The organism is Streptomyces saintjeani (assembly GCF_055409605.1).
In genome coordinates, this window is the sequence record NZ_CP189624.1 from 3,175,202 (window position 1) to 3,197,610 (window position 22,409).

16 protein-coding genes are annotated in these 22,409 nt (G+C 70.5%); all 16 read right to left on the reverse strand.

Annotated elements, in window-relative coordinates; all coding sequences use genetic code 11:
- Positions 1-113: 113 nt before the first annotated feature.
- A complete protein-coding gene (rpmA, locus tag ACQCO7_RS14160; protein WP_040253648.1) occupies positions 114-368 on the reverse strand; it encodes a 50S ribosomal protein L27 in 255 nt (84 codons plus the stop codon).
- A gap of 14 nt (positions 369-382) precedes the next feature.
- A complete protein-coding gene (rplU, locus tag ACQCO7_RS14165) occupies positions 383-703 on the reverse strand; it encodes a 50S ribosomal protein L21 (protein ID WP_010355335.1) in 321 nt (106 codons plus the stop codon).
- A 277-nt stretch (positions 704-980) separates the two neighbouring features.
- Positions 981-4,787 carry an Rne/Rng family ribonuclease gene (locus ACQCO7_RS14170; RefSeq protein ID WP_464072169.1) on the reverse strand — a complete coding sequence of 1,269 codons (3,807 nt, stop codon included), beginning with the start codon at positions 4,785-4,787 and terminating at the stop codon, positions 981-983.
- Between the two features lie 282 nt (positions 4,788-5,069).
- Positions 5,070-5,831, reverse strand: a complete 762-nt coding sequence (locus ACQCO7_RS14175) for a TIGR03936 family radical SAM-associated protein (protein WP_464072170.1) — start codon at positions 5,829-5,831, stop codon at positions 5,070-5,072.
- Positions 5,832-5,878: 47 nt separating this feature from the next.
- Positions 5,879-6,943 (reverse strand): hypothetical protein, encoded by a 1,065-nt coding sequence (locus ACQCO7_RS14180; protein WP_464072171.1) that lies wholly within the window; start codon positions 6,941-6,943, stop codon positions 5,879-5,881.
- Between the two features lie 201 nt (positions 6,944-7,144).
- Positions 7,145-9,166 carry a restriction endonuclease gene (locus ACQCO7_RS14185; RefSeq protein WP_464072172.1) on the reverse strand — a complete coding sequence of 674 codons (2,022 nt, stop codon included), beginning with the start codon at positions 9,164-9,166 and terminating at the stop codon, positions 7,145-7,147.
- 98 nt (positions 9,167-9,264) lie between these two features.
- On the reverse strand, positions 9,265-11,193 hold the full coding sequence (locus ACQCO7_RS14190) for a TIGR03960 family B12-binding radical SAM protein (protein WP_464072173.1): 1,929 nt from the start codon (positions 11,191-11,193) through the stop codon (positions 9,265-9,267).
- Between the two features lie 95 nt (positions 11,194-11,288).
- Entirely contained in the window at positions 11,289-12,917 is a 1,629-nt protein-coding gene (locus tag ACQCO7_RS14195) for a CYTH and CHAD domain-containing protein (RefSeq protein WP_464072174.1), read from the reverse strand.
- A gap of 104 nt (positions 12,918-13,021) precedes the next feature.
- On the reverse strand, positions 13,022-14,218 hold the full coding sequence (gene rodA / locus ACQCO7_RS14200) for a rod shape-determining protein RodA (RefSeq protein WP_464072175.1): 1,197 nt from the start codon (positions 14,216-14,218) through the stop codon (positions 13,022-13,024).
- On the reverse strand, positions 14,215-16,605 hold the full coding sequence (gene mrdA, locus ACQCO7_RS14205) for a penicillin-binding protein 2 (RefSeq protein WP_464072176.1): 2,391 nt from the start codon (positions 16,603-16,605) through the stop codon (positions 14,215-14,217). Before mrdA ends, rodA begins: the two co-directional genes overlap by 4 nt.
- A gap of 184 nt (positions 16,606-16,789) precedes the next feature.
- Positions 16,790-17,464 (reverse strand): rod shape-determining protein MreD, encoded by a 675-nt coding sequence (mreD, locus tag ACQCO7_RS14210; RefSeq protein WP_464072177.1) that lies wholly within the window; start codon positions 17,462-17,464, stop codon positions 16,790-16,792.
- A 15-nt stretch (positions 17,465-17,479) separates the two neighbouring features.
- Positions 17,480-18,433 carry a rod shape-determining protein MreC gene (gene mreC, locus ACQCO7_RS14215; RefSeq protein ID WP_464072178.1) on the reverse strand — a complete coding sequence of 318 codons (954 nt, stop codon included), beginning with the start codon at positions 18,431-18,433 and terminating at the stop codon, positions 17,480-17,482.
- 128 nt (positions 18,434-18,561) lie between these two features.
- Positions 18,562-19,581: a rod shape-determining protein gene (locus ACQCO7_RS14220; protein WP_010355320.1), complete on the reverse strand. Its 1,020-nt coding sequence runs from the start codon at positions 19,579-19,581 to the stop codon at positions 18,562-18,564.
- A 365-nt stretch (positions 19,582-19,946) separates the two neighbouring features.
- Positions 19,947-20,360, reverse strand: coding sequence for a nucleoside-diphosphate kinase (ndk, locus tag ACQCO7_RS14225; RefSeq protein WP_010355319.1), 414 nt, complete (start codon positions 20,358-20,360; stop codon positions 19,947-19,949).
- 63 nt (positions 20,361-20,423) lie between these two features.
- Positions 20,424-20,780 (reverse strand): DUF4233 domain-containing protein, encoded by a 357-nt coding sequence (locus ACQCO7_RS14230; protein WP_464072179.1) that lies wholly within the window; start codon positions 20,778-20,780, stop codon positions 20,424-20,426.
- A gap of 2 nt (positions 20,781-20,782) precedes the next feature.
- Positions 20,783-22,267, reverse strand: a complete 1,485-nt coding sequence (folC, locus tag ACQCO7_RS14235) for a bifunctional tetrahydrofolate synthase/dihydrofolate synthase (protein WP_464072180.1) — start codon at positions 22,265-22,267, stop codon at positions 20,783-20,785.
- Positions 22,268-22,409: the final 142 nt, after the last annotated feature.

Genomic DNA, 22,409 nt, shown 5'->3' on the forward strand with positions numbered 1-22,409 from the left:
GGTGCTGCTCAAGACAGAGCAGGGTGTTACCTATACCAACACGCGAAAGGCGGACCCGCCTTCCCGACCGGGAAGTGAGGTCCGCCTCGCGAAAAGCTTCCGGATCAGCCTTTTCAGGCGACCGGAACGATGTTCACGACCTTACGGCCACGGAACGTACCGAACTCCACCGCACCGGGCTGGAGCGCGAACAGCGTGTCGTCGCCGCCACGACCCACACCCGAACCCGGGTGGAAGTGCGTGCCGCGCTGACGGACCAGGATCTCACCAGCGTTGACGACCTGACCGCCGAAGCGCTTCACGCCGAGCCGCTGGGCATTGGAGTCGCGACCGTTCCGGGTGGACGATGCGCCCTTCTTGTGTGCCATTGCTCAGTCCCTCTTTACTTCGCGGCCGACGGGATGGACGTGACCTTGATCGCCGTGTACTGCTGACGGTGACCCTGGCGACGGCGGTAGCCGGTCTTGTTCTTGTAGCGCAGGATGTCGATCTTCACACCCTTGTGGTGGTCCACGATCTCGGCCTGGACCTTGATGCCGGCCAGCACCCACGGGTCGCTGGTGACAGCTTCGCCGTCGACAACGAGCAGGGTCGAGAGCTCGACCGTGTCGCCAACCTTGGCAGTGGGAATCTTGTCAACCTCAACGATGTCGCCGACAGCAACCTTGTGCTGGCGACCACCGCTGCGCACGATGGCGTACACGCGGATCTCACTCTCTCGCTCGGAACCGGCACCCCCGCAGTCCAGCCGACCGGTCGTGAACACAGCCAGCCTCTCCCGGCCACGAAGCGCACCCGGAGGGAAGAAAGGTTTACGGGGATGTGACGTGCTCATTAGCACGCCGACGCCCCAGGCTACGAGGTGTCCCCCGTACAGGTCAAACTGAGTCGAGTGCAACGCCCCGCAACACAAACCCCACAACACAGAGCGGCCCTTCCCGCGAAGCACGCGGGAAGGGCCGCTCGGCTCAGCCCTCGACTCAGCTCTCGTCAGCCGCAGCCGACACGGACGGAGAAGAAGCCTGCTCAGCAGCAGCCGTCTTCTTGGCCGCAGCCTTCGTCGTCTTCTTGGCCGTCGTCTTCTTCGCGACGGTCTTCTTGGCAGCCGTGGTCGTCTTCTTGGCCGCGGTCTTCTTGGCGGGAGCCGCCTTCTTCGCCGTCGCCTTCTTCGTGGCCGTCTTCCGAGCCGCCGTCTTCTTGGCAGGCGCGGGCGCCTCCTCCTCGACAGCAGCCGGTACGACGACGACAGCCGCCTCGTCAGAGGACGTGGGCGCCGCCACCTCCCGCACAGCCCGCCGACGCGGACGAGCCGGAGCAGCGGCAACCGTCTCCTCGACGACCGGCGCCTCGACCACAGCCTCCGCCACCGGAGCCGCAGCCTCGACGACCGTCACGACACCGGCCTCGGCCCCCGAAGGCGACCCAGCAGGCGCGGACGCCTTCCGGGTGGCCCGCCGACGCGGACGCCCCTCGACGACCGGCTCGGCAACGGTCTCGACGACCGGCGCCTCGACCACAGGCTCCTCGACGACCGGCGCCTCGACGACAACCGGCACCTCGGCAACCGGGTCCTCGACGGCGACCGGATCAGCCGCGACCTCGCCAGCCGAAGCCACCGCGTCCCGCCGGGACGAAGTCGCACCCCCGGGAGAGGAGACCCGCCGACTGGCCCGCCGACGCCCCCGCCCACGAGTAGCCGCGGCCTCGGCCTCGGCCACGCTGCTGTACAGCTCCTCATCAGGCTCGAACTCGGGTGCGGGCAGAGCAACAGGAGCCGCCACCTCAGCGGCGACCTCCTCCGCACTCTCCTCGGAGACGACCGGCGTCAGATCCTCGACGACGTGCTCGTGGGCAACGTGCTCGTGAGCACCCTGCTCGTCCCCACCCCGCCCCCGCTTCTTCCGCTTCCCGCCACCGCCGGCAGCCGACGGCTGGTCGAGGTGGACGATCACACCCCGCCCGTTGCAGTGCACGCACGTCTCGGAGAACGACTCCAGCAGCCCCTGCCCGACCCGCTTACGCGTCATCTGCACGAGCCCGAGCGACGTCACCTCGGCCACCTGGTGCTTCGTCCGGTCCCGGCCGAGGCACTCCAGCAGCCGCCGCAGCACCAGATCCCGGTTCGACTCAAGGACCATGTCGATGAAGTCGATGACGATGATCCCGCCGAGGTCCCGCAGCCGCAGCTGCCGGACGATCTCCTCGGCCGCCTCCAGGTTGTTGCGCGTGACGGTCTCTTCGAGGTTCCCGCCCTGCCCGGTGAACTTCCCGGTGTTGACGTCGACGACGACCATCGCCTCGGTCCGGTCGATGACCAGCGACCCACCACTGGGCAGCCACACCTTCCGGTCCAGCGCCTTCGCGAGCTGCTCGTCGATCCGGTACGTCGCGAACACGTCCACCTCGGACGTCCACCGCGACAGCCGCCCGGCGAGATCCGGCGCGACGTGCGCGACGTACCCGTGGATGGTCTGCCATGCCTCGTCACCGCTGACGACGACCTTGGTGAAGTCCTCGTTGAAGATGTCGCGCACGACGCGGACGGTCATGTCCGGCTCGCCGTACAGCAGCGCCGGCGCGTTCCCCGTCTTCGCGTTCTTGCGGATCTCCTCCCACTGCCCCTGGAGCCGCTCGACGTCGCGCCGCAGCTCGTCCTCGCTGGCGCCCTCGGCCGCCGTGCGCACGATGACGCCCGCGTCCTCGGGGACGATCTTCTTGAGGATCGTCTTCAGACGCGCCCGCTCGGTGTCGGGCAGCTTGCGGCTGATCCCGGTCATGGAGCCCTCGGGGACGTACACGAGGTAGCGCCCCGGCAGCGAGACCTGGCTGGTCAGACGCGCGCCCTTGTGCCCGATCGGGTCCTTGGTGACCTGCACCAGCACGGACTGCCCGGACTTCAGCGCGGACTCGATGCGCCGGGGCCCATTGGCCATCCCGAGCGCCTCGAAGTTGACCTCACCGGCGTACAGGACGGCGTTGCGCCCCTTGCCGATGTCGATGAACGCGGCCTCCATGGACGGCAGCACGTTCTGCACCTTGCCCAGGTACACGTTGCCGACGTACGAGGTCGACTGCTCCTTGTTGACGTAGTGCTCGACGAGCACCCCGTCCTCCAGAACACCGATCTGCGTACGCTCGTGGCTCTGCCGTACGACCATGACGCGCTCGACGGCCTCACGGCGCGCCAGGAACTCGGCCTCGGTGATGATCGGAACCCGGCGACGCCCCTGCTCGCGCCCCTCACGGCGGCGCTGCTTCTTCGCCTCAAGCCGCGTCGACCCCTTGATCGACTGCACCTCGTCGGACGGCTCGGCCTGCTTGCGCGGCTCACGGACCTTCACGACGGTCCGCTCGGGGTCCCCGTCACTCTGCTCGACCTCGCCCCCGGAGTCCCCGGCCCGACGACGCCTACGACGCCGGCGACGGCTCCCGGCGGTGGAACCGGCGGCCCCGTCCGCCCCGTCTTCCGCGTCCTCCTCGTCCTGCTCGGCGCTGTCCTCGGCGTCCTGCTCGGCGGCCAGCTCCTCGGCGTCGGCGGCCTCGTCCTCGGCGGTCTCGCCACGGCGACGGCGACGGCCTCCACGACGGCGGCGACGGCGCGAACCGGACTCCTCGGCCTCGTCGTCGGCTGAGTCCTCGGCGTCGTCGACGTCCTCCGGCTCCTCCTCCGCGACAGGCTCGGGCTCCACGACCGTCTCGACGACGTCCTCGGCGGGCGCGGCGGCACCCCGGCGACGGCGGCGGCGACGCGAGCCAGCGGGCTCCTCGGCGACGGCCTCGGGGAGCGCGATGGGCTCGGTGGCCTCGATCTCCTCCTCCTCGACCTCGGCGTCGACCTCGACCTCCGCCTCGGCCTCCGCGGCAGCGGCCTCGGCCGCCGCCCGCTGGAGCGTCTGGAACTGGAACTTCGGCTCGGTGAACACCGGCGCCTGGAACACGGCCACGGCAGGCCGCGCGGCGCGCTTCGGCGACTCGTCCGCAGCGGGCGCGGGCTCCGAGAAGCCACCGGCTGCCTTGCTCACGACGCGGCGGCGGGAGCGGCGGGGAGCGGTCTCCTCCGGAGCCTCCGCGACGGGGGAGGGAGTCTTGGCGGGGGCCTTGGCCCGGGTCGCACGCGTCTTCGCGGCCGGCGCCTCGTCCTGTGCGGGAGCCTCGGCGGCGGCCTCGCTCTCCTCGGCGGGTGCGGTCACCTGGCGCGTGACACGGCGGCGACGGCGCGAGCCGGTCTCCTCCGCGACGGCCTCTTCAGCGACCGGCGCCTCCACGGCGGCGGGGGTCTCGACAGCCACCGGAGCCTCGACGGGCGTCTCGACAGCGGCCTCTGCCTCGGCGGCCTTGGGCGCCCCGGCAGGCGCGGACGCCCGACGGCTCGCCCGGCGACGGGTGGTACGCGGAGCGGGCGCCTCTTCCTCGACGGCGGGAGCCTCTTCCACGGCGGGCGCCGTCTCCACGGGCACGGCCACGACCGCCTCTTCGGCGGCCTGCGGAGCCCCCGCCGGCGCGGACGCCCGACGGGTCACCCGGCGGCGCGCACGCGGAGCGGTCTCAACCGGCGCGTCGGCCGCCCGCTCCTCGGCTGCGACGGACGGCGCGGGCGTGGTCCCGGCCGGTGTTTGAGTCTGTGCGGCCTCGTCGGCCTGTATGGCCGAGGTGTTCTCGGCACCTCCCTCGGCACCGGCGGGCGGACCGGCCGGGCGGGACGCGGCACGGCGCCGACGACGCGGCGGCAGGGTGTCGCTGGGAGTGTTCTGTTCGGAACCCTCGATGGGGTCGGTCGATTCGAGCATGCGGGGGTGTCTCCCGTCAGGCTCCCGGGCGCCGCGCCTGGTCCGGCGCCGGCCATGAGGGCCGGTCACCGCTGACGTCCGCGGGATACGCGAGTCGCGTTCACCGCCGCCGGGGCGCGGGCGCCGCACGGGAGCTTTCCGTGTCCTGTCTCGCCGGTTCCGTACGCCGTGTTGCGTACGGCCTGGCGAAAGTCTTGTGGTCGGTGCGCTGCCCGACCCAGGTGGCTCCCGAGTACGAGGGCGACGCTACGACGTCCGTCCTTCGCGGGACCTTCCCCCTGCCTACGCCTTCGCGGCGGCAGCCGGTTCGGCCGTTGAGAGGGCCTGAGCTGCCTCGCGGTCGGGCGCGAGCGGGTCGGTCACCGTGCCGGTCTCTTCATCGAGCAGCCCCTGCGCCAGCCTGGTCACCGCTGCGGGGACCGGCGGCGCCAGGTCGGCCACGGCGCGGAGACCGGACAGGACGTCGTCGGGTCGAACGGCAGGCGTCACGTGCCGAACAACCAGCCGCAGTATCGCACAGGGCTGGTCCGTCGGCCTATCAGCCGTTTCACTCTGTGTTGTTTCCAGGTGTACGACAGCGGCGCGCGCGTCGAAATTCCTCAGGCCGTTCTTGGTGGTCCGCTGGACCTCGACGACCTCGGCGGCGTTGAACGCGGCCACGGCCTTCTCGGCGTCGCCCCGCTCCACCCCGGCGAGCCGCAGCTCCCACACGGAAGCCGTCAGCCGGTCCGCGAGCCCCGAGGTCCTGGCCTCCACCGCGTCGGTGATGTCCAGGCCGTCCGGCAGCGACTCGTCGAGCAGTGCCCTCAGCCGCTGCGGGTCCCGCGCCGCCGTGAGCGCGATCTCCAGGTACTCCGCCTCGCTGCCCGTGCCGGTGGGTGCGGCATTGGCGTACGACACCTTCGGGTGCGGCGTGAACCCCGCCGAGTACGCCATCGGCACCTCGGCCCGGCGCAACGCCCGCTCGAAGGCGCGCTGGAAGTCACGGTGGCTGGTGAACCGAAGGCGACCACGCTTGGTGTACCGCAGTCGAATACGCTGCACCGCGGGCGCGGGCGGCGGGCCTTCGGGTTGTCGCTTACCCAGTTTCGTCAGTCCTTAGTGAGAGCTGTCGTACTTCTACCAAGAGTACGTCCCTCGCCGCTCCCAGGTTCCCGGCGAGCGACCTCTTCCCTCTCACGGGGTGCCCCGAACAGCGCCCTGCGCAGGTCGGCGCGGGTCTGTCGGGCCGTCTCGCGCGCGGACGCGAGGACCTGCCGGGTGACGCGGCCCACACTGCGTACGGCCTCGGCGGCGGGCCGCAGGACGGCGTCCCGTACGACATGCCCGACCGGAGTCAGCACCGTCGTATAGACCCACCGCACGGGCTCCACGAACACCCACCGGAACACCCCGACCAGGAACCGCCACACCGCGAGCGAGACCCACCCGGCGACCCGCCACGCATGCCCCAGCGCGTCCCCCACCTCCCGCGCGACCACCCCGAGCACCCGTCCCACCGGCGCGAGCACCCACCGCCACAGCGCCACCAGCGGCAGCACGAGCAGGACGCGGACCGTCCAGTAGAGGGTGAGCCAGACGCCGGTGGCGACGAGCACGACGCCGCGCCACACCCCTTGCGCACACCACCCGATCCCCCTGCCGACCGGCGCGAGCACCCAGTCGTACAACCACCGTGCGGGCACGACGACCAGATACCGCGTCAGCCACGCGCCCCCGGCGCCGAGCGCGGCGATCCCCGTACCGATCCCCCGCAGGACCCACATCACCCCACGCCCGACAGGCGCGACCACCCACACGACGCCATGCCCGAACGCCACCAGCACATTCCGGTAGAGCCACACGACAGGCACCACGACCAGCACCCGCCCCAGCCACCCGAGCCCGATCCCCACCGGCACGACGACATACCGCCAGACCCCCACCACCGGCCAGACGAACACCGCCTTCCCCACCCACCACAACCCCCGCCCCACAGGCCGCAGCACGGAATCCCTGACGACCCGCCCCACCACGACAAGCCCGTCCCACACCACCCTCACGGGCACCACAAGCACCAACACCACGATCCGCACCGGAATCCGGATCGCGACGACAAGACACCCCTCGGCATCCCGCCGAGCCCCCTGCGACTGTCCGTGCTTCTCCAGGTCCATAACGGCATAGACGCTACGCCAGCCGACAAGGATGCGGCCAAACCCCCGTCCTCAGTACCGAACCTGCAACAACCGCTCGGACCCCGCGAACCCGGCCCGCACGTACGCGGACACGGCCCGCCCCGACGAGTGCACGGTCAACCGCTCGACTCCCGCTCTTCGGCGGCCCTGATGACGATCTCGTCCGTCATGGACTTTCCCCTATTCCACGTCGAGGCCGAAGTCGCGTACCAGTTCCTCCAGGCCGCCCCGGTAGCCCTTGCCGCCCAGGACGAAGTCCCAGTCGCCGGTGGTGCGGCGGCGGAAGGAGCCTAGGACCAGGGCGGTTTCGGACGGGCGGCCGTCGGAGACCTCCAGGACGCCGAGTTCGGCCGCGCGGGCGTCCAGGAGGCGGATGCGGGCGTCGGTGAAGCCGGCGAGGTCGGCGTGCGGGTCGGTCTCGGGGTCGACGGCGGCGACCAGGACGAGGCGGTCGGCCGCCGCCGGGAGCGCGTCGAACGCGACCCGCAGGGAGGCCCGGTCGGGGGCGGTCGGCGGCAGGGCCCGTACCGAACCGTCCGGGGTCGCCGGATTGTTGAAGAAGACGAAGTGGTCGTCGGAGAGGACCCGGTCGCCCTGGCAGACCAGCGCGCACACGTCGAGCGCGACCGTGCCGGACCAGGACATGCCGAGGATGTTGTGCCCGTCGCCGGACGGCGGGGTGCCTTCGCCCAGCCGTCCCCGCAGGCCGTGCCGGTGGAGGAGGTCGACGAGTTCGGGGCCGGAGATCAGCTCCAGGGGTTTCCCGGTGGCGAAGTCGCGCGACCCGGGTCCGAAGGACGACGTCGTCACGAGGACGCCTTTGTTGGCGCCTCGGTCGAGCACCGTGCCGTACAGGTCCCGGACGGCCGTGGGCGACACCGTGTTCCGGTACCGCTTCACCTGGACGACGATGACCCCGCCCCGGACCGGCGTCGGGTCGGTCGCGTCGACGTCCACCCCGCCGTCCCCCGACCGCTGCGTCGTCACCGCCTCCATCCCCATCGCCCGGAACAGCTCCGCGACGAGTTCCTCGAAGGCGAGCGGGTCCATCGCGTAGAGGTCGGGCTCGTCGTCGTCCCGGTGGGTGACCACGCGGTTGCCGACGTCCTGGGGGCGGCGGTCCGGGCGTACGGAGGTCAACTGGTCGGGGCGGGCGGAGAGTTGGCCGCGCAGCCCGTCCGTGAGGCAGCTGACCGCGTCGACCTGTGCGAGGTTCAGGGGCGTGAAGGCGGAGCGCGGGGCCAGGACGGTGACCAGGATGTGCTGGGCGCGCAGGCCGGTCACGGGGTCGGGTCCGTCGGCGAAGCCGTTGAGGACGACGGACTCCAGCGCGCCGGCGGTGTCGGCGGCGTACAGCTCGTGCAGGACGAGCAGCGCGGACTGCGCCAGCGTCTCCCGGTACAGCGCCCGGCGCTGGGTCACCGGGCGGGCGCTCTCCCGGTACTGGTCCTCGCCCGGCGAGTAGCGCACCGCCTTCGCCTCGGGGACGACGCCGTAGCCGGGGAGTTCCCAGTCCAGGACGAGTTGGCGGGCCGACTGGTCGTAGGCCGCCGAGAGCTGCCGGGGGAACTCCTCCGGCCAGGACGGGGAGGCGTACAGCGCGGCGGTGAAGTACTCGACGACGGCGTCCGGTTCGCCCCGCTGGACGCCCCGGGCCGCTTCGGCGACGCCGGTGTTGTGGCGCCGTACCTCGGTCCGCAGGCCCTCGGCCCACTGCTCGTACTGCCGTTGCTGTGCGGCGAGTTGCTCCAGGCGCCGGGCCTCGGCGGCCTGGGCCGCGTACCACGCCTGCTCGAAGCGGGCGCGGGCCTCGGCCTGGGCCTGGGCGCGTGCGTTCGCCGTCCAGCCGCCGTGCGCGGGGAACTGGCTCGGGTCGGGCATGGGGACCGGGTGGGCCAGTGCGCCGGGGTCGAACGGCGGGACCTGTTCCGTACGCAGCAGCGCGTCCGGACGGAACGCCGCCGCACGGCATCCGGTCGCCAGCAGCCCCTGGAGCGCGGCCACTCGCGCCTCCAGCTCGGCGGTCCGCCGCGCGGCCTCCGCCTGCCGGTACGCCTTGTGGTCCTGCGCGGCCTGCCGCTGGTACGCGCGCGCCTGCCGCTCCCGCTCCCTGACCTGCCGGGCGGCGGCCTGCGCCTGCCGCTGCTGCTGGCGCTGCATCTCGGCCCAGACGCCGACCGTTCCGGACCTACGACGACTCATCGGACAGAGCTCCTCCCCCGCTGTGAACAGGACGACTCTATCCAGCGATCATGGCAACGGGCCCTCCCCCCGGAGGGAAGGGCCCGGTAAGCGGCCCGCTACTTGTTCACGACGCTCAGCGGCAGCAACTTCTTGCCCGTGGGGCCGACTTGGATGTGGGTGTCCATCGCCGGGCACACCCCGCAGTCGAAGCACGGGGTCCAGCGGCAGTCCTCGACCTCCGTCTCGTCGAGGGCGTCCTGCCAGTCCTCCCAGAGCCAGTCCTTGTCGAGGCCGGAGTCGAGGTGGTCCCAGGGGAGGACTTCCTCGTACGTGCGCTCCCGGGTCGTGTACCAGTCGACGTCCACGCCGAACTGGGCCAGGGACTTGTCCGCGCAGGTCATCCAGCGGTCGTAGGAGAAGTGTTCGCGCCAGCCGTCGAACCGGCCGCCGTCCTCGTAGACGGCGCGGATGACGGCGCCCACGCGGCGGTCGCCCCGGGACAGCAGGCCCTCGACGATGCCGGGCTTGCCGTCGTGGTAGCGGAAGCCGATGGAGCGGCCGTACTTCTTGTCGCCGCGGATCTTGTCGCGGAGTTTGCCGAGGCGGGCGTCGGTCTCCTCGGCGGAGAGCTGGGGGGCCCACTGGAAGGGGGTGTGGGGCTTGGGGACGAAGCCGCCGATGGAGACGGTGCAGCGGATGTCACCCGCGCCGGAGACCTCACGGCCCTTGGCGATGACGTTCGCGGCCATGTCGGCGATCTGGAGGACGTCGTCGTCGGTCTCGGTGGGCAGGCCGCACATGAAGTACAGCTTCACCTGGCGCCAGCCGTTGCCGTACGCGGTGGCGACCGTACGGATCAGGTCGTCCTCGGAGACCATCTTGTTGATGACCTTGCGCATCCGCTCGGAGCCGCCCTCGGGGGCGAAGGTGAGGCCGGAGCGGCGGCCGTTGCGGGTCAGCTCGTTCGCGAGGTCGACGTTGAAGGCGTCGACGCGGGTGGAGGGCAGGGAGAGGCCGATCTTGTCCTCGGTGTAGCGGTCGGCGAGGCCCTTGGCGATCTCGCCGATCTCGCTGTGGTCGGCGCTCGACAGCGACAGGAGGCCGACCTCCTCGAAGCCGGTCGCCTTCAGGCCCTTGTCGACCATCTCGCCGATGCCGGTGATCGAGCGCTCGCGCACGGGCCGCGTGATCATCCCGGCCTGGCAGAAGCGGCAGCCGCGCGTGCAGCCGCGGAAGATCTCGACGGACATCCGCTCGTGGACGGTCTCCGCGAGGGGTACGAGCGGCTGCTTCGGGTACGGCCACTCGTCGAGGTCCATGACGGTGTGCTTCGACACGCGCCACGGGACGCCGCTGCGGTTGGGGACGACGCGGGCGATACGGCCGTCCGCGAGGTACTCGACGTCGTAGAACCGGGGGATGTACACGTTGCCGGTCTTCGAGAGGCGGAACAGCACCTCTTCCCGGCCGCCCGGACGGCCCTCCGCCTTCCACTGTCGGACGATGTCCGTGATGTCCAGGACCGCCTGCTCGCCGTCCCCGATGACCGCCGCGTCGATGAAGTCGGCGATCGGCTCGGGGTTGAACGCGGCGTGGCCGCCCGCGAGGACGATCGGGTCGTCCAGACCCCGGTCCTTGGCCTCCAGGGGGATGCCGGCGAGGTCGAGGGCCGTCAGCATGTTCGTGTAGCCCAGCTCCGTGGAGAAGGACAGGCCGAACACGTCGAACGCCTTCACCGGGCGGTGCGAGTCCACGGTGAACTGCGGGACGCCGTGCTCCCGCATCAGCGCCTCCAGGTCCGGCCACACGCTGTACGTGCGCTCGGCGAGGACGCCGTCCCGTTCGTTCAGCACCTCGTAGAGGATCATGACGCCCTGGTTGGGGAGTCCGACCTCGTAGGCGTCGGGGTACATGAGGGCCCAGCGGACATCGCTGCTGTCCCAGGGCTTGACGGTGGAGTTCAGCTCGCCGCCCACGTACTGGATCGGCTTCTGCACATGCGGGAGCAGAGCTTCGAGCTGCGGGAAGACCGACTCGACAGACATCGCGCGAACTTTCGTGAGCGGGGGAACGACAGGGGTGACCATCTAGCCTAACGCGGCTGGGGGTCTTCCCCGTCCGCCCAGCTGTCCGGGGGAGGTCAGATCCCCGTCCCGCCCTTCGCCTCCGCCCACAGGCCCGGCAGCTCCGCCTCGTCGGCCGCCGAGCGGCGTTCCTCCCTGCCGTACAGCACGCCGTACGTGAAGCCGTTCTCGCCCGCCGCGTGGGCCTGGGCGGCGATCTCGCGGAGTGCGTCGCGGGCCATCACGCTGTCCTGGTGGTCGCCGAGGAGGTTCTGGAGGGACTTGGCGACCTTCACCATGGCCGTCGCGGGGGCGCCGAGCGCCGGTTCCGCCGCCTCCGCCGAGTACCTGGTCCGCTTCGCCTTCTTCCGCGCCTCGTGCAGCGCGAAGTCCCGCTCCGGGCCGGACGAGGGCTGTGCGAGGGCGTCCTCGACGAGGGCGGCGACCTTCGCGAAGTCCTTGCGGACGGCTGCGGCGACGACCTTCTCGGGCGTCCCGGCCGCCTTCCCGGCGAGCGGGGGCTCCGCGATCAGCGCGTCCAGCCTGTCGAGCAGCGTCAGGTACCGCTTTCCGTCCAGTACGGCGATGAGGCGCTTCCTCGAACCGCCCCGGCGGGCGTGCGACCAGGTCCGTACGCGGGTGCGGACGGGGCCGGCGACCAGGTGGCGCGGGAGGTCGTCGAGGCCGGCGGCGATCCTCTCGGTGAGGACCTCCTGGTCGCGGTCGACGCCCAGCTCCCCCGCGAGCCACTTCAGCTCGTCCCCGACGGGGTCGGTGACCGTACGGTCCAGCACCTTGCCGAAGGACCGGAACGCGCTGCGCATCCTGCGGGTGGCCACGCGCATCCTGTGCACGGAGTCGTACTCGTCCTGCCGGACGGCGGGGTCGAGGGCGACGATGGCGTCGCGCTGGGCGCGGAGGTAGACGAGGACGTGGTCGGCGGCGGTTTCGGGGGTACGGGGGGTGCTGGGGGTGTCCGGGGTCTTGGCGGTACGGGGGGTGGCGGGGTCGGTCGCGGTGTCGGCGGAGGTCTTCGCCGGCTTCTTGGACCTGGCCGGCTTTCCCTTCTTGCCGGACTTCTCGGGGGCCGGCTCACCCGCCTCGGGGCTCGTCGCCGTCTCCGCCAAGGCCCGCGCCAGCTTCGACTCCGACTTCGAGCGGCGTACGCCCGCCTTGCGGAGGCGTTTCTCCACGTGGTCCAGGAAGGCGGGGTCCCCGCCGTCGGCGAGTTCCACCTCGATCTCCGACCACTGGACCTCGCCCTCGCCGCCGCTCAGCCGCTCCGCGCGGACCGCGTCCACGCTGACCTCCGCGAGCAGCTTGCCCTCGCCGTCCACCAGATCCCGTACGTCCCGCGCGGAGCGCAGTCTCACGACGGGTACGAGTTCGGCGTCCCTGACCCTCGACCTGACCAGCCCGGCGAGGCTCCGTGGCAGGGCCGGCGAGAGGGGTGCCCGCACCTCGTCCCGCACCCCCGGTCCCACCGGAAACTTCAGGTGCCACCCCGCGTCCGACCCCCCGGTGCGCCGCCGCAGAGTGATCGACGCCGCCGCGAGCCGCCCGTCCGGGGTGTCGTAGTACGTGGCGTCCAGCTCCGCCACGCCCTTGTCCAGCACGGCCTCGATCCCGGCGACACCTGTCAGATCCGGAAGCCCGCTCTCGTCGGATTCGTACTTGCGCTCGATCTCGCGTTTCGTCTCCGCCATGGATTGAATCTAGTGGCACCCGGGCCAAAGCGGCAGAGGGAAACGAAGGGTGAATTCACGACGAACGCGCAGATAACCGGGTGCGGGGTGGCCGGGGGTGCGGCTCACGCGGACATCGGTCTCTGGACCTTGATGGACTGGAGCAGGCCCACCGCCACCCAGACCGCGAACATCGATGAACCTCCGTACGACACGAACGGCAGCGGCAGGCCGGTGACCGGCATGATGCCCAAGGTCATGCCGATGTTCTCGAACGCCTGGAAGGCGAACCACGCGACGATGCCGGCCGCGACGATCGTGCCGTAGAGCTCCGTCGTCTCGCGGGCGATCTTGCAGGCCCGCCAGAGGACGATGCCGAGGAGGAGGATGATCAGGCCCGCGCCCACGAAGCCCAGCTCCTCGCCGGCGACCGTGAAGACGAAGTCCGTCTGCTGTTCGGGGACGAACTGGCCCGTCGTCTGGGAGCCGTGGAAGAGGCCCGAGCCGGTGAGGCCGCCGGAGCCGATCGCGATGCGGGCCTGGTTCGTGTTGTAGCCGACGCCCGCCGGGTCCAGCTCGGGGTTGGCGAACGCGGCGAACCGCGCGATCTGGTACTCGTCGAGGATCCCGAGCTGCCACACCGCGAGCGCGCCGGTCGCGCCCGCGCCGAGGAGGCCGAAGACCCAGCGGTTCGACGCGCCGGACGCGAGCAGGACGCCGAGCACGATCATCACCATCACCATGACCGAGCCCAGGTCCGGCATCAGCATGACGACCAGCATCGGCACGGACGCGAGGCCCAGTGCCTGGAGCACCGTGCGGTGGTCGGGGTACGGCTTGTCCCCCGCGTCCACCCTCGCCGCCAGCAGCATCGCCATGCCGAGGATGATCGTGATCTTCACGAACTCCGAGGGCTGGAGGGAGAAGCCGCCGCCGAGCACGATCCAGGAGTGCGCGCCGTTCACCGTCGACCCCAGGGGGGTCAGCACGAGGAGGATGCCGAACACGGAGAGGCCGTACAGGATCGGTACCGCGTTGCGCAGGGTGCGGTGGCCGAGCCAGACCGTTGCCAGCATCAGGCAGAAGCCGATGCCGGTGTTCATGAGGTGGCGGAGCAGGAAGTAGTACTGGTCGCCCTGGTTGATCTCCGTGCGGTTTCGCGTCGCGGAGAAGACCAGGAGGGAGCCGATGAAGGAGAGCGACAGGGCCGAGAGGAGTATCGGCCAGTCGAGGCGCCTTGCGAGCGAGTCCCTCGCGAAGATCCTTGTCCAGCCTGCGCGGTCTGGGCCGTAGCCCGAGACGGAGAAGGTGTTGCCGGTCATTTGGCTGTCCTCCTCGGGCGGCGGAGGAAGGACCGCAGGCCGTGGGTGCCTCGGCTTGTCCGCAGGCGGGTGCGGCGCCGTTGGGGCTGGTCGCGCAGTTCCCCGCGCCCCTTAACGGCGTTGCCGCTAGGGGCGCCGGAATCCGGACCCGTTTTCCGGCGGCGCCTCGACTTTCGGCGTGTGTCCTGGTTTCCGCCCGTGTTCGTCGGGACCGTGCCCGGCGCCAGCGTTCCGTCCTGCTTCGGCTTGTCCGTCTGGCTGGCCCTCTGGTCCTTCGCCGGGTCCTTGGCGATCTTGGGGGAGGCGATCGTGCCGTCCGTCTGGATCTTGGGGAGGGTCTTCTCCGGGGTGGGGAGGAGGGCGTTCTTCGGGGTGATCGTGCCGTCGTCCGCGACGCCGTACAGGGCGTCGTAGATGTTGCGGACGGCGGGGCCCGACGCGCCGGAGCCCGTGCCGCCCTGGGAGATCGTCATCACGATCGCGTAGTCCTTGGTGTACGTCGCGAACCAGGATGTCGTCTGCTTGCCGTAGACCTCGGCGGTACCCGTCTTCGCGTGCATCGGGATCTTCGCCTGCGGCCAGCCGACCTGGGCGAACCGCCAGGCGGCGGTGCCTTCCGTGGCGACGCCGGCGAGGGCCTCGTCCATCTGGCCGAGGGTGGTCCGGCTTATGGGCAGCTTGCCGTGGGACTCGGGCTTGATCTCGGTGGTGGTCCTGCCGTCGGGGCTGATGACGGCCTTGCCGACGGTCGGGTTCCAGAGGGTGCCGCCGTTGGAGATCGCCGCGTAGATCGTGGCCATCTGGATCGGCGTGACGAGGGTGTCGCCCTGCCCGATGGAGTAGTTGATCTCGTCACCGGCGCGCATCTGGTTGCCTTCGAGGCAGTTCTCGTACGCGATCTGCTCGACGTACGTGCCGCCCTTCTTGCCCTGCTTGCACCAGGCGTCCTTGTTGGCCTTCCAGTAGCTCTGCTTCCACTGGCGGTCGGGGACGCGGCCGGTGACCTCGTTCGGCAGGTCGATGCCGGTCTCCTTGCCGAGGCCGAACTGGTGGGCGGCCTTGAAGAAGTAGTCGCCGGGGTTCTTCTTCGGCTTGATGCCGCCGTCCTTCTGCCACTCGTTGTGCGCGAGGCCGTAGAAGACGGTGTCGCAGGAGACTTCGAGGGCGCGGCCGAGGCTGATCGGGCCGAAGTTCTCCGACTCGAAGTTCTTGAAGACCTGCCCGCCCACCGAGTACGAACTCGTGCAGGGGTAGCGGCCGTTGAAGTCGTAGCCCGCCTCCACCGCCGCCGCCGTGGAGATCACCTTGAAGGTGGAGCCCGGTGCCGACTGACCCTGTATGGCCCGGTTCAGCAGCGGGTAGTTGGAGTCCTTGCCGGTGAGCGACCTGTAGTCCTTGGCGGAGATCCCGCCGACCCACGCGTTCGGGTCGTAGGTCGGGTTCGAGGCCATGGCGACGATGCGGCCGGTCTTGGCCTCCATCACGACGACGGCGCCGGAGTCCGCCTTGTACCGCTCATTGGTGTTGCGGTCCCACTGCTTGCGGGCTTCCTTCATCGCGTCGTTCAGCTCGTACTCCGCGACGCGCTGCACCCGGGCGTCGATGCTGGTGACGAGGTTGGCGCCGGGCTGTGCCGGGGTCGCCTCGGCCTGGCCGATGACGCGGCCGAGGTTGTCGACCTCGTAGCGCGTGACCCCCGCCTTGCCGCGCAGTTCCTTGTCGTACTCCCGCTCCAGCCCCGACCGGCCGACCTGGTCGGAGCGCAGGTACGGCGAGTCGCTGTCCTTGGCCTGCTGGATCTCGTCGTCCGTGACCGGCGAGAGGTAGCCGAGGACCTGCGCGGTGTTCGACTTTCCGGGGCCGGGGTAGCGGCGGACCGCCTCGGGCTCGGCCGTGATGCCGGGGAAGTCCTCGGCGCGCTCGCGGATCTGGAGGGCCTGCTTGGCGGTGGCCTCGTCGGTGATCGGGATCGGCTGGTAGGGCGAGCCGTTCCAGCAGGGCTGCGGGGTTTGGGCGTCGCAGAGGCGGACCTTCTGCTGGACCTCCTCGGGCGTCATGCCGAGCACGCCCGCGAGCTTGGCGAGGACCGCCTTGCCGTCGTCCTTCTGCTTCAGCAGGTCCGTACGCGACGCGGAGACCACGAGCCGGGTCTCGTTGTCCGCGAGGGGGACGCCCCGCGCGTCCAGGATCGAGCCGCGCACCGCCGGCTGGACGACCTGCTGGACGTGGTTGCCGGACGCCTGCTTCGCGTACTCGTCGCCCTCCCGGATCTGGAGGTACCACAGGCGCCCGCCGAGCGTCCCGAGCAGGGAGAGGACGAGGATCTGGATCACCACGAGCCGCGTCTGGACCCTTGGTGTCCGCCCGGTCTCCGGGATGTTCGTCACTGCCGCCCCCTCCCAACGCCTGCCACGCCGTGAATCGAATGTCCGTACGCCTCATGAACGGCCGGGCCACCCGCCCGCGTTCCGCCGCCGTTCACCCCTGCGAGTGAATTCCGCCCGGAGATCCCGGCGCGGAACCCGCCACCGCCGATCCCCGCGAAGACGGCCCCGCTCGACTCCCCCGCCCTCACAGCCGCTTCACCCCTTTGATCCGCCCCGTCCGCGCGGCCGACCTCTTCGCCGCCTTCATCTTCAGCCCGCTCCCCCGCTGCCCCCCGATCCGCAGCCCGGTCCCGGACGACAGCCACCCGGCGGACACGTCCCGCGCCGAGGAACCCGAACCGGCCTCGGCGAGCGGGTCGTTGTCGGCGCGCCGGGCCAGGAACATCACGGCGGGCACGACGAACGGCGCGAGCAGCAGGTCGTACAGGGCGGCGCTGAACAGCAGCCCCCCGATCCCGACATGACGGGCGGACGTGTCCCCGACGAGCCCCCCGACCGCCGCGTACAGCAGCGTCGAGCCGAGCGCGGAGGCGACGACGACCAGCATCGGAGCGGTGGCCGACTTCAGCCGGCCCGTCTCGGGTTTGATCAGCCCGGCCGCGTACCCGATGACGCTGAGGACGAGGGCGTACCGTCCCGCCGCGTGGTCGGCGGGCGGCGCGAGGTCCGCGAGGAGACCGGCGCCGAACCCGATGAGCGCGCCGCTCGTGTGGCCGTACACCATCGCGAGCCCGAGGACCGTGAGGAGCAGCAGGTCGGGGACCGCGCCGGGGAGGTGGAGCCGGGCCAGGACGCTGACCTGGACGACTAGGGCCACGACGACGAGGGTCGTGGAGAGCAGGATGCGGTTGACACGCATGGGGGGTTTCAGCTCCTACTGCTCTTGCTGCTGGTCGGGCCGGCCCTGCTGCGGTTCCGTCGCTCCCGGTGTCACCGTCACGGTCACCGTGGGCGTGGGAACCGGCTTCGGCTTCGACGGGAGGACGGTGTCCCGCGGGTCCTTCTTCGGCGCCTCGACGACGACCCCCACGATGTCCAGCTTGGTGAAGCTGACGTACGGCGTGACGTACAGCGTCCGCGTCAGGTCGCCCCCCGAGGGGTCGACCCGGGACACGATCCCGACCGGTACGCCCGGTACGAACGGCTTGTCGGCCTGGGAGCCGAAGGTGACCAGCCGGTCGCCCTTCTTCACCTCGGCCTTGCCGTTGAGCAGTTCGACGCGCAGCGGCCGGTCGCCCTGGCCGGACGCGAACCCGAGTTCGTCGGACGCCTCCATACGCGTACCGACCGTGAAGTCGGGGTCGTTGGCGAGGAGCACGGTCGACGCGTTGGGGCCGACGGTCGTGACGCGGCCGACCAGGCCGTCCCCGTTGAGTACGGTCATGTCGCGCTGGATGCCGTCGCTGGCACCGACGTCGATGGTGATCGTCCAGGAGAAGCCCTGGGCCGCTCCTATGGCGATGACCTGCGCGCCCTTGATGCCGTACTGGCCCTCGCCGGCGATCTTCAGCATCCGGTCGAGCTGGGTGAGGCGGCTGCGGCCCCGGTCCTCGCTGCCGAGCTTCGCCTTGAGGGCCGCGTTCTCCTTCTCCAGGCCCGCGAGCCGGTCGTGGCGCTTGCCGGAGTCGCGTACGGCGGAGACCGCGTTGCCGACGGGGTCGACGGCCGAGGCCACGCCGTTCTCGATGGGTCCGAAGACCGTCGCGGCGGCCTGCCGGGCGCCGTCGACCGGAGAGTCCTCACCTCCCCTGATGTCGACCGTGATCAGCGCGAACGAGACGGCGACCAGCAGTACCAGGAGCAGCCGGCTCTCTCGTGTGTCCCTCACGTGCGGCGGCCGTGCCTTCCTCATAGAAATCCGGGAAAATCAGGAAACTCGGGAGAGTTCATGCCTCTATATCAACGATCCGCCGCACGAGAGGAGATCGTCTCGTACGGCGGAATCGAAGCGTCACGTCATCTGCGCGGCGCGGCGTCCAGCACCTGCTGGAGCGCCTCGAACTCCTCGACGCACTTGCCGGAGCCGAGCGCGACGCTGTCCAGCGGGTCCTCGGCGATGTGGATCGGCATGCCGGTCTCCCGGCGCAGCCGCTCGTCGAGGCCGCGCAGCAGGGCGCCGCCGCCGGTGAGGACGATGCCGCGGTCCATGATGTCGCCGGACAGCTCGGGCGGGCACTTGTCGAGGGTCGTCTTCACCGCGTCGACGATCGCGTTGACGGGTTCCTCGATCGCCTTGCGGACCTCGGCGGCCGAGATGACGACGGTCTTGGGGAGGCCGGAGACGAGGTCCCGGCCGCGGATCTCGGTGTGCTCGTCGTCGTCGAGGTCGTACGCCGAACCGATCGTGATCTTGATCTGCTCGGCCGTGCGCTCACCGAGGAGGAGGGAGTACTCCTTCTTGATGTGCTGGATGATCGCGTTGTCCAGCTCGTCGCCCGCGACGCGGATGGACTGGGCGGTGACGATGCCGCCGAGGGAGATGACCGCGACCTCCGTGGTGCCGCCGCCGATGTCCACCACCATGTTGCCCGTGGCCTCGTGGACCGGCAGGCCCGAGCCGATGGCCGCGGCCATGGGCTCCTCGATGATGTGCACCTGGCGGGCGCCGGCCTGCGTCGACGCCTCGATGACGGCGCGGCGCTCGACGCCGGTGATGCCGCTGGGCACGCACACGACGACGCGCGGGCGGGCGAGGTAGCGGCGCTTGTGGATCTTCAGGATGAAGTAGCGCAGCATCCGCTCGGTGATCTCGAAGTCGGCGATCACGCCGTCCTTGAGCGGACGTACGGCGACGATGTTGCCGGGGGTGCGTCCGATCATCTTCTTCGCCTCGGAGCCGACCGCGAGGATCCCACCGGTGTTGGTGTTGATCGCCACCACGGACGGCTCGTTGAGGACGATCCCGCGACCCCTGACGTACACCAGCGTGTTGGCGGTCCCGAGGTCGACAGCCATGTCACGGCCGATGAACGACATTGAGTTCCCCATCAGGATTCGTCTGGCCTTCCCACGAGCTTTTGAGGGCTTATCAGGACGGCGAAGTGGGTGCGGTGACGTGAAGGCTTACATCGTAGACGCGCCTTCACGGACACCGCGCGAGGGTCTTCGCCATTGTCAGCACGTGCCGACCCGCCCCGCTTGTGGAGACGGTCCATCGGGGGCACGCGTTCCCCCGATCGGCACCGCATATGCCGAAGGACGGCCGAAAATGTACGGCCGTCCCTCGACTGGCGATCAGGTGACCTGACTCACCATCAGAAACGTCCACGAAAACTCCCTGAGTGGGAACACCCCCGCATGCGCGGGGACCACAGAGTTCATGAACGCCGTTGTGCGAAGGGTCAGGCGCGACCCGGGAAGAACAGCTTGACCTCGCGTTCCGCCGACTCCTCCGAGTCCGAGGCGTGGATCAGGTTCTCCCGGACGATGACTCCGAAGTCGCCCCGGATCGAGCCCGGCGCGGCGGCGATCGGGTCCGTCGGACCGGCCAGCTGGCGCACGCCCTCGATGACCCGCTCGCCCTCGGCGATCAGCGCGACGACCGGACCGGACGCCATGAACTCCACCAGCGGCTCGTAGAACGGCCGTCCGACGTGCTCCGCGTAGTGCTGCTCCAGGATCGCCCGGTCCAGCGTCCGCAGCTCCAGCGCGGTGATCCGCCAGTCCGCCTTGCGCTCGATACGGCCGATGATCTCGCCGGTCAGGCCACGACGAACGGCGTCGGGCTTGAGGAGGACGAGGGTGCGCTGGCTCACGGAGTAGCTCCTTCGCTGCTGATGTGCGGTGTCACGAGGCTACAGGGCGTGTCGGTGCCGCCGTCACGCAGCGTCAGGTGTAGTGGAGGCGGCCTGCGCGGCGAACCTCGCCCTCGCCTCGTCGACCTTGCGGCCGTAGTGGACCGAGGCACCCCACAGGGCCGCGAAGACCGCGCCCATGAAGAACATCAGCGGGACGAAGACGCCGGACACGATCAGGGCGAGCTGGAGGGCCCAGCCGAGGGCGATGCCGCCGGGCCGGGTGACCACGCCGCACAGCAGGACGCTCAGGAACATCAGCGTTCCGCAGACCGTCCAGACCGTGCCCATCGAGAGGTCCGGGTCCTTCATCGCGACCAGGCCGGCGAAACCGATGAGAAAGAATTCGCCGATCAGCGTCGACGAACAGAGCGTGCGCATCCTCAGCGCCTTCCCAGGAGCAGGCGGGCCTCGCCCACCGTGATGACGGAACCGGTGACCAGGACGCCCGCGCCGGAGAACTCGCCGTCCTCCTCGGCCAGGGTGATCGCGGCCTCCAGGGCGTCCGGGAGACGGGGTTCGACCTGGACGCGGTCCTCGCCGAAGACCTCGACCGCGATGGCCGCCAGCTCGTCCGCGTCCATCGCCCTCGCCGTCGAGTTCTGCGTGACCACGATCTCCGCGAAGATCGGCTCGAACGCCTCCAGCAGGCCCCGTACGTCCTTGTCGCCGGCCGCGCCGACCACGCCGATCAGCTTGCTGAAGTCGAAGACCTCGCTGATCGCGTCCGCGGTCACGCGCGCGCCCGCCGGGTTGTGCGCGGCGTCCAGGACGACCGTCGGGGAGCGCCGGACGATCTCCAGGCGGCCCGGGGACGTGACCTTCGCGAACGCCTTGCGGACCACGTCGATGTCCAGGGGTTCCGCGCGGGCCGCGCCGACGCCGAAGAACGCCTCCACCGCCGCGAGCGCCACCGCCGCGTTGTGCGCCTGGTGGGCGCCGTGCAGCGGGAGGAAGACCTCGGGGTACTCGCCGCCGAGTCCGCGCAGGGTCATGAGCTGGCCGCCCACCGCGACCTGCCGCTCCACGACGCCGAACTCCAGGCCCTCCCGCGCGACCGTCGCGTCCACCTCGACCGCGCGCTTCAGCAGGACCTGTGCCGCGTCCACCGGCTGCTGGGACAGGATCACCGTCGCGTCCTGCTTGATGACGCCGCCCTTCTCGCCCGCGATCTCCGCCGGGGTCGAGCCGAGGCGGTCCGTGTGGTCCAGGGAGATGGGGGTGATCACCGCTACGTCCGCGTCGATCACGTTCGTCGCGTCCCAGGTGCCGCCCATGCCGACCTCTACGACCGCGACGTCCACGGGCGCGTCCGCGAACGCCGCGTACGCCATGCCCGTCAGCACCTCGAAGAAGGACAGGCGGTACTGCTCCTTCGCGTCCACCATCTCCACGTACGGCTTGATGTCCTCGTACGTCTCGACGAACCGCTCCGCCGACATGGGGGCGCCGTCCAGGCTGATGCGCTCGGTGATCGACTGGACGTGCGGCGACGTGTACCGGCCCGTCCGCAGCTCGAACGCGCCGAGCAGGGCCTCGATCATCCTCGCGGTGGAGGTCTTGCCGTTCGTTCCGGTGATGTGGATCGACGGGTACGCGTTCTGGGGTTCCCCCAGGACGTCCATCAGCGCGGCGATCCTCTTGACCGAGGGCTCCAGCTTGGTCTCGCCCCAGCGGGTCGCCAGCTCCGTCTCCACGCCGCGCAACGCCTTGTCGACCTCGGGGTCGGCGGGGCGGTTCGGTACGTCGCCCTCCGGGTGGGCGCCCTGGGTACGCAGCGTCCGGCTCCCCGCTTCGATGACCGCGAGGTCGGGGTCTCGGTCGGTCTCGGCGGCGATGATCTCGTCGAACGGGTCGCTTTGTGTCACGGGGTCCAGTCTACGGAGGTGGTGTGACAGCGCGCCCAAGGAGTGGGGGGTACAGCGAGAACGGCGGGTGCGGGTGGTTCGTGGCTGGTCGCGCAGTTCCCCGCGCCCCTAAAGAACCACAGCTCTCCCGGCATCAAGAAAG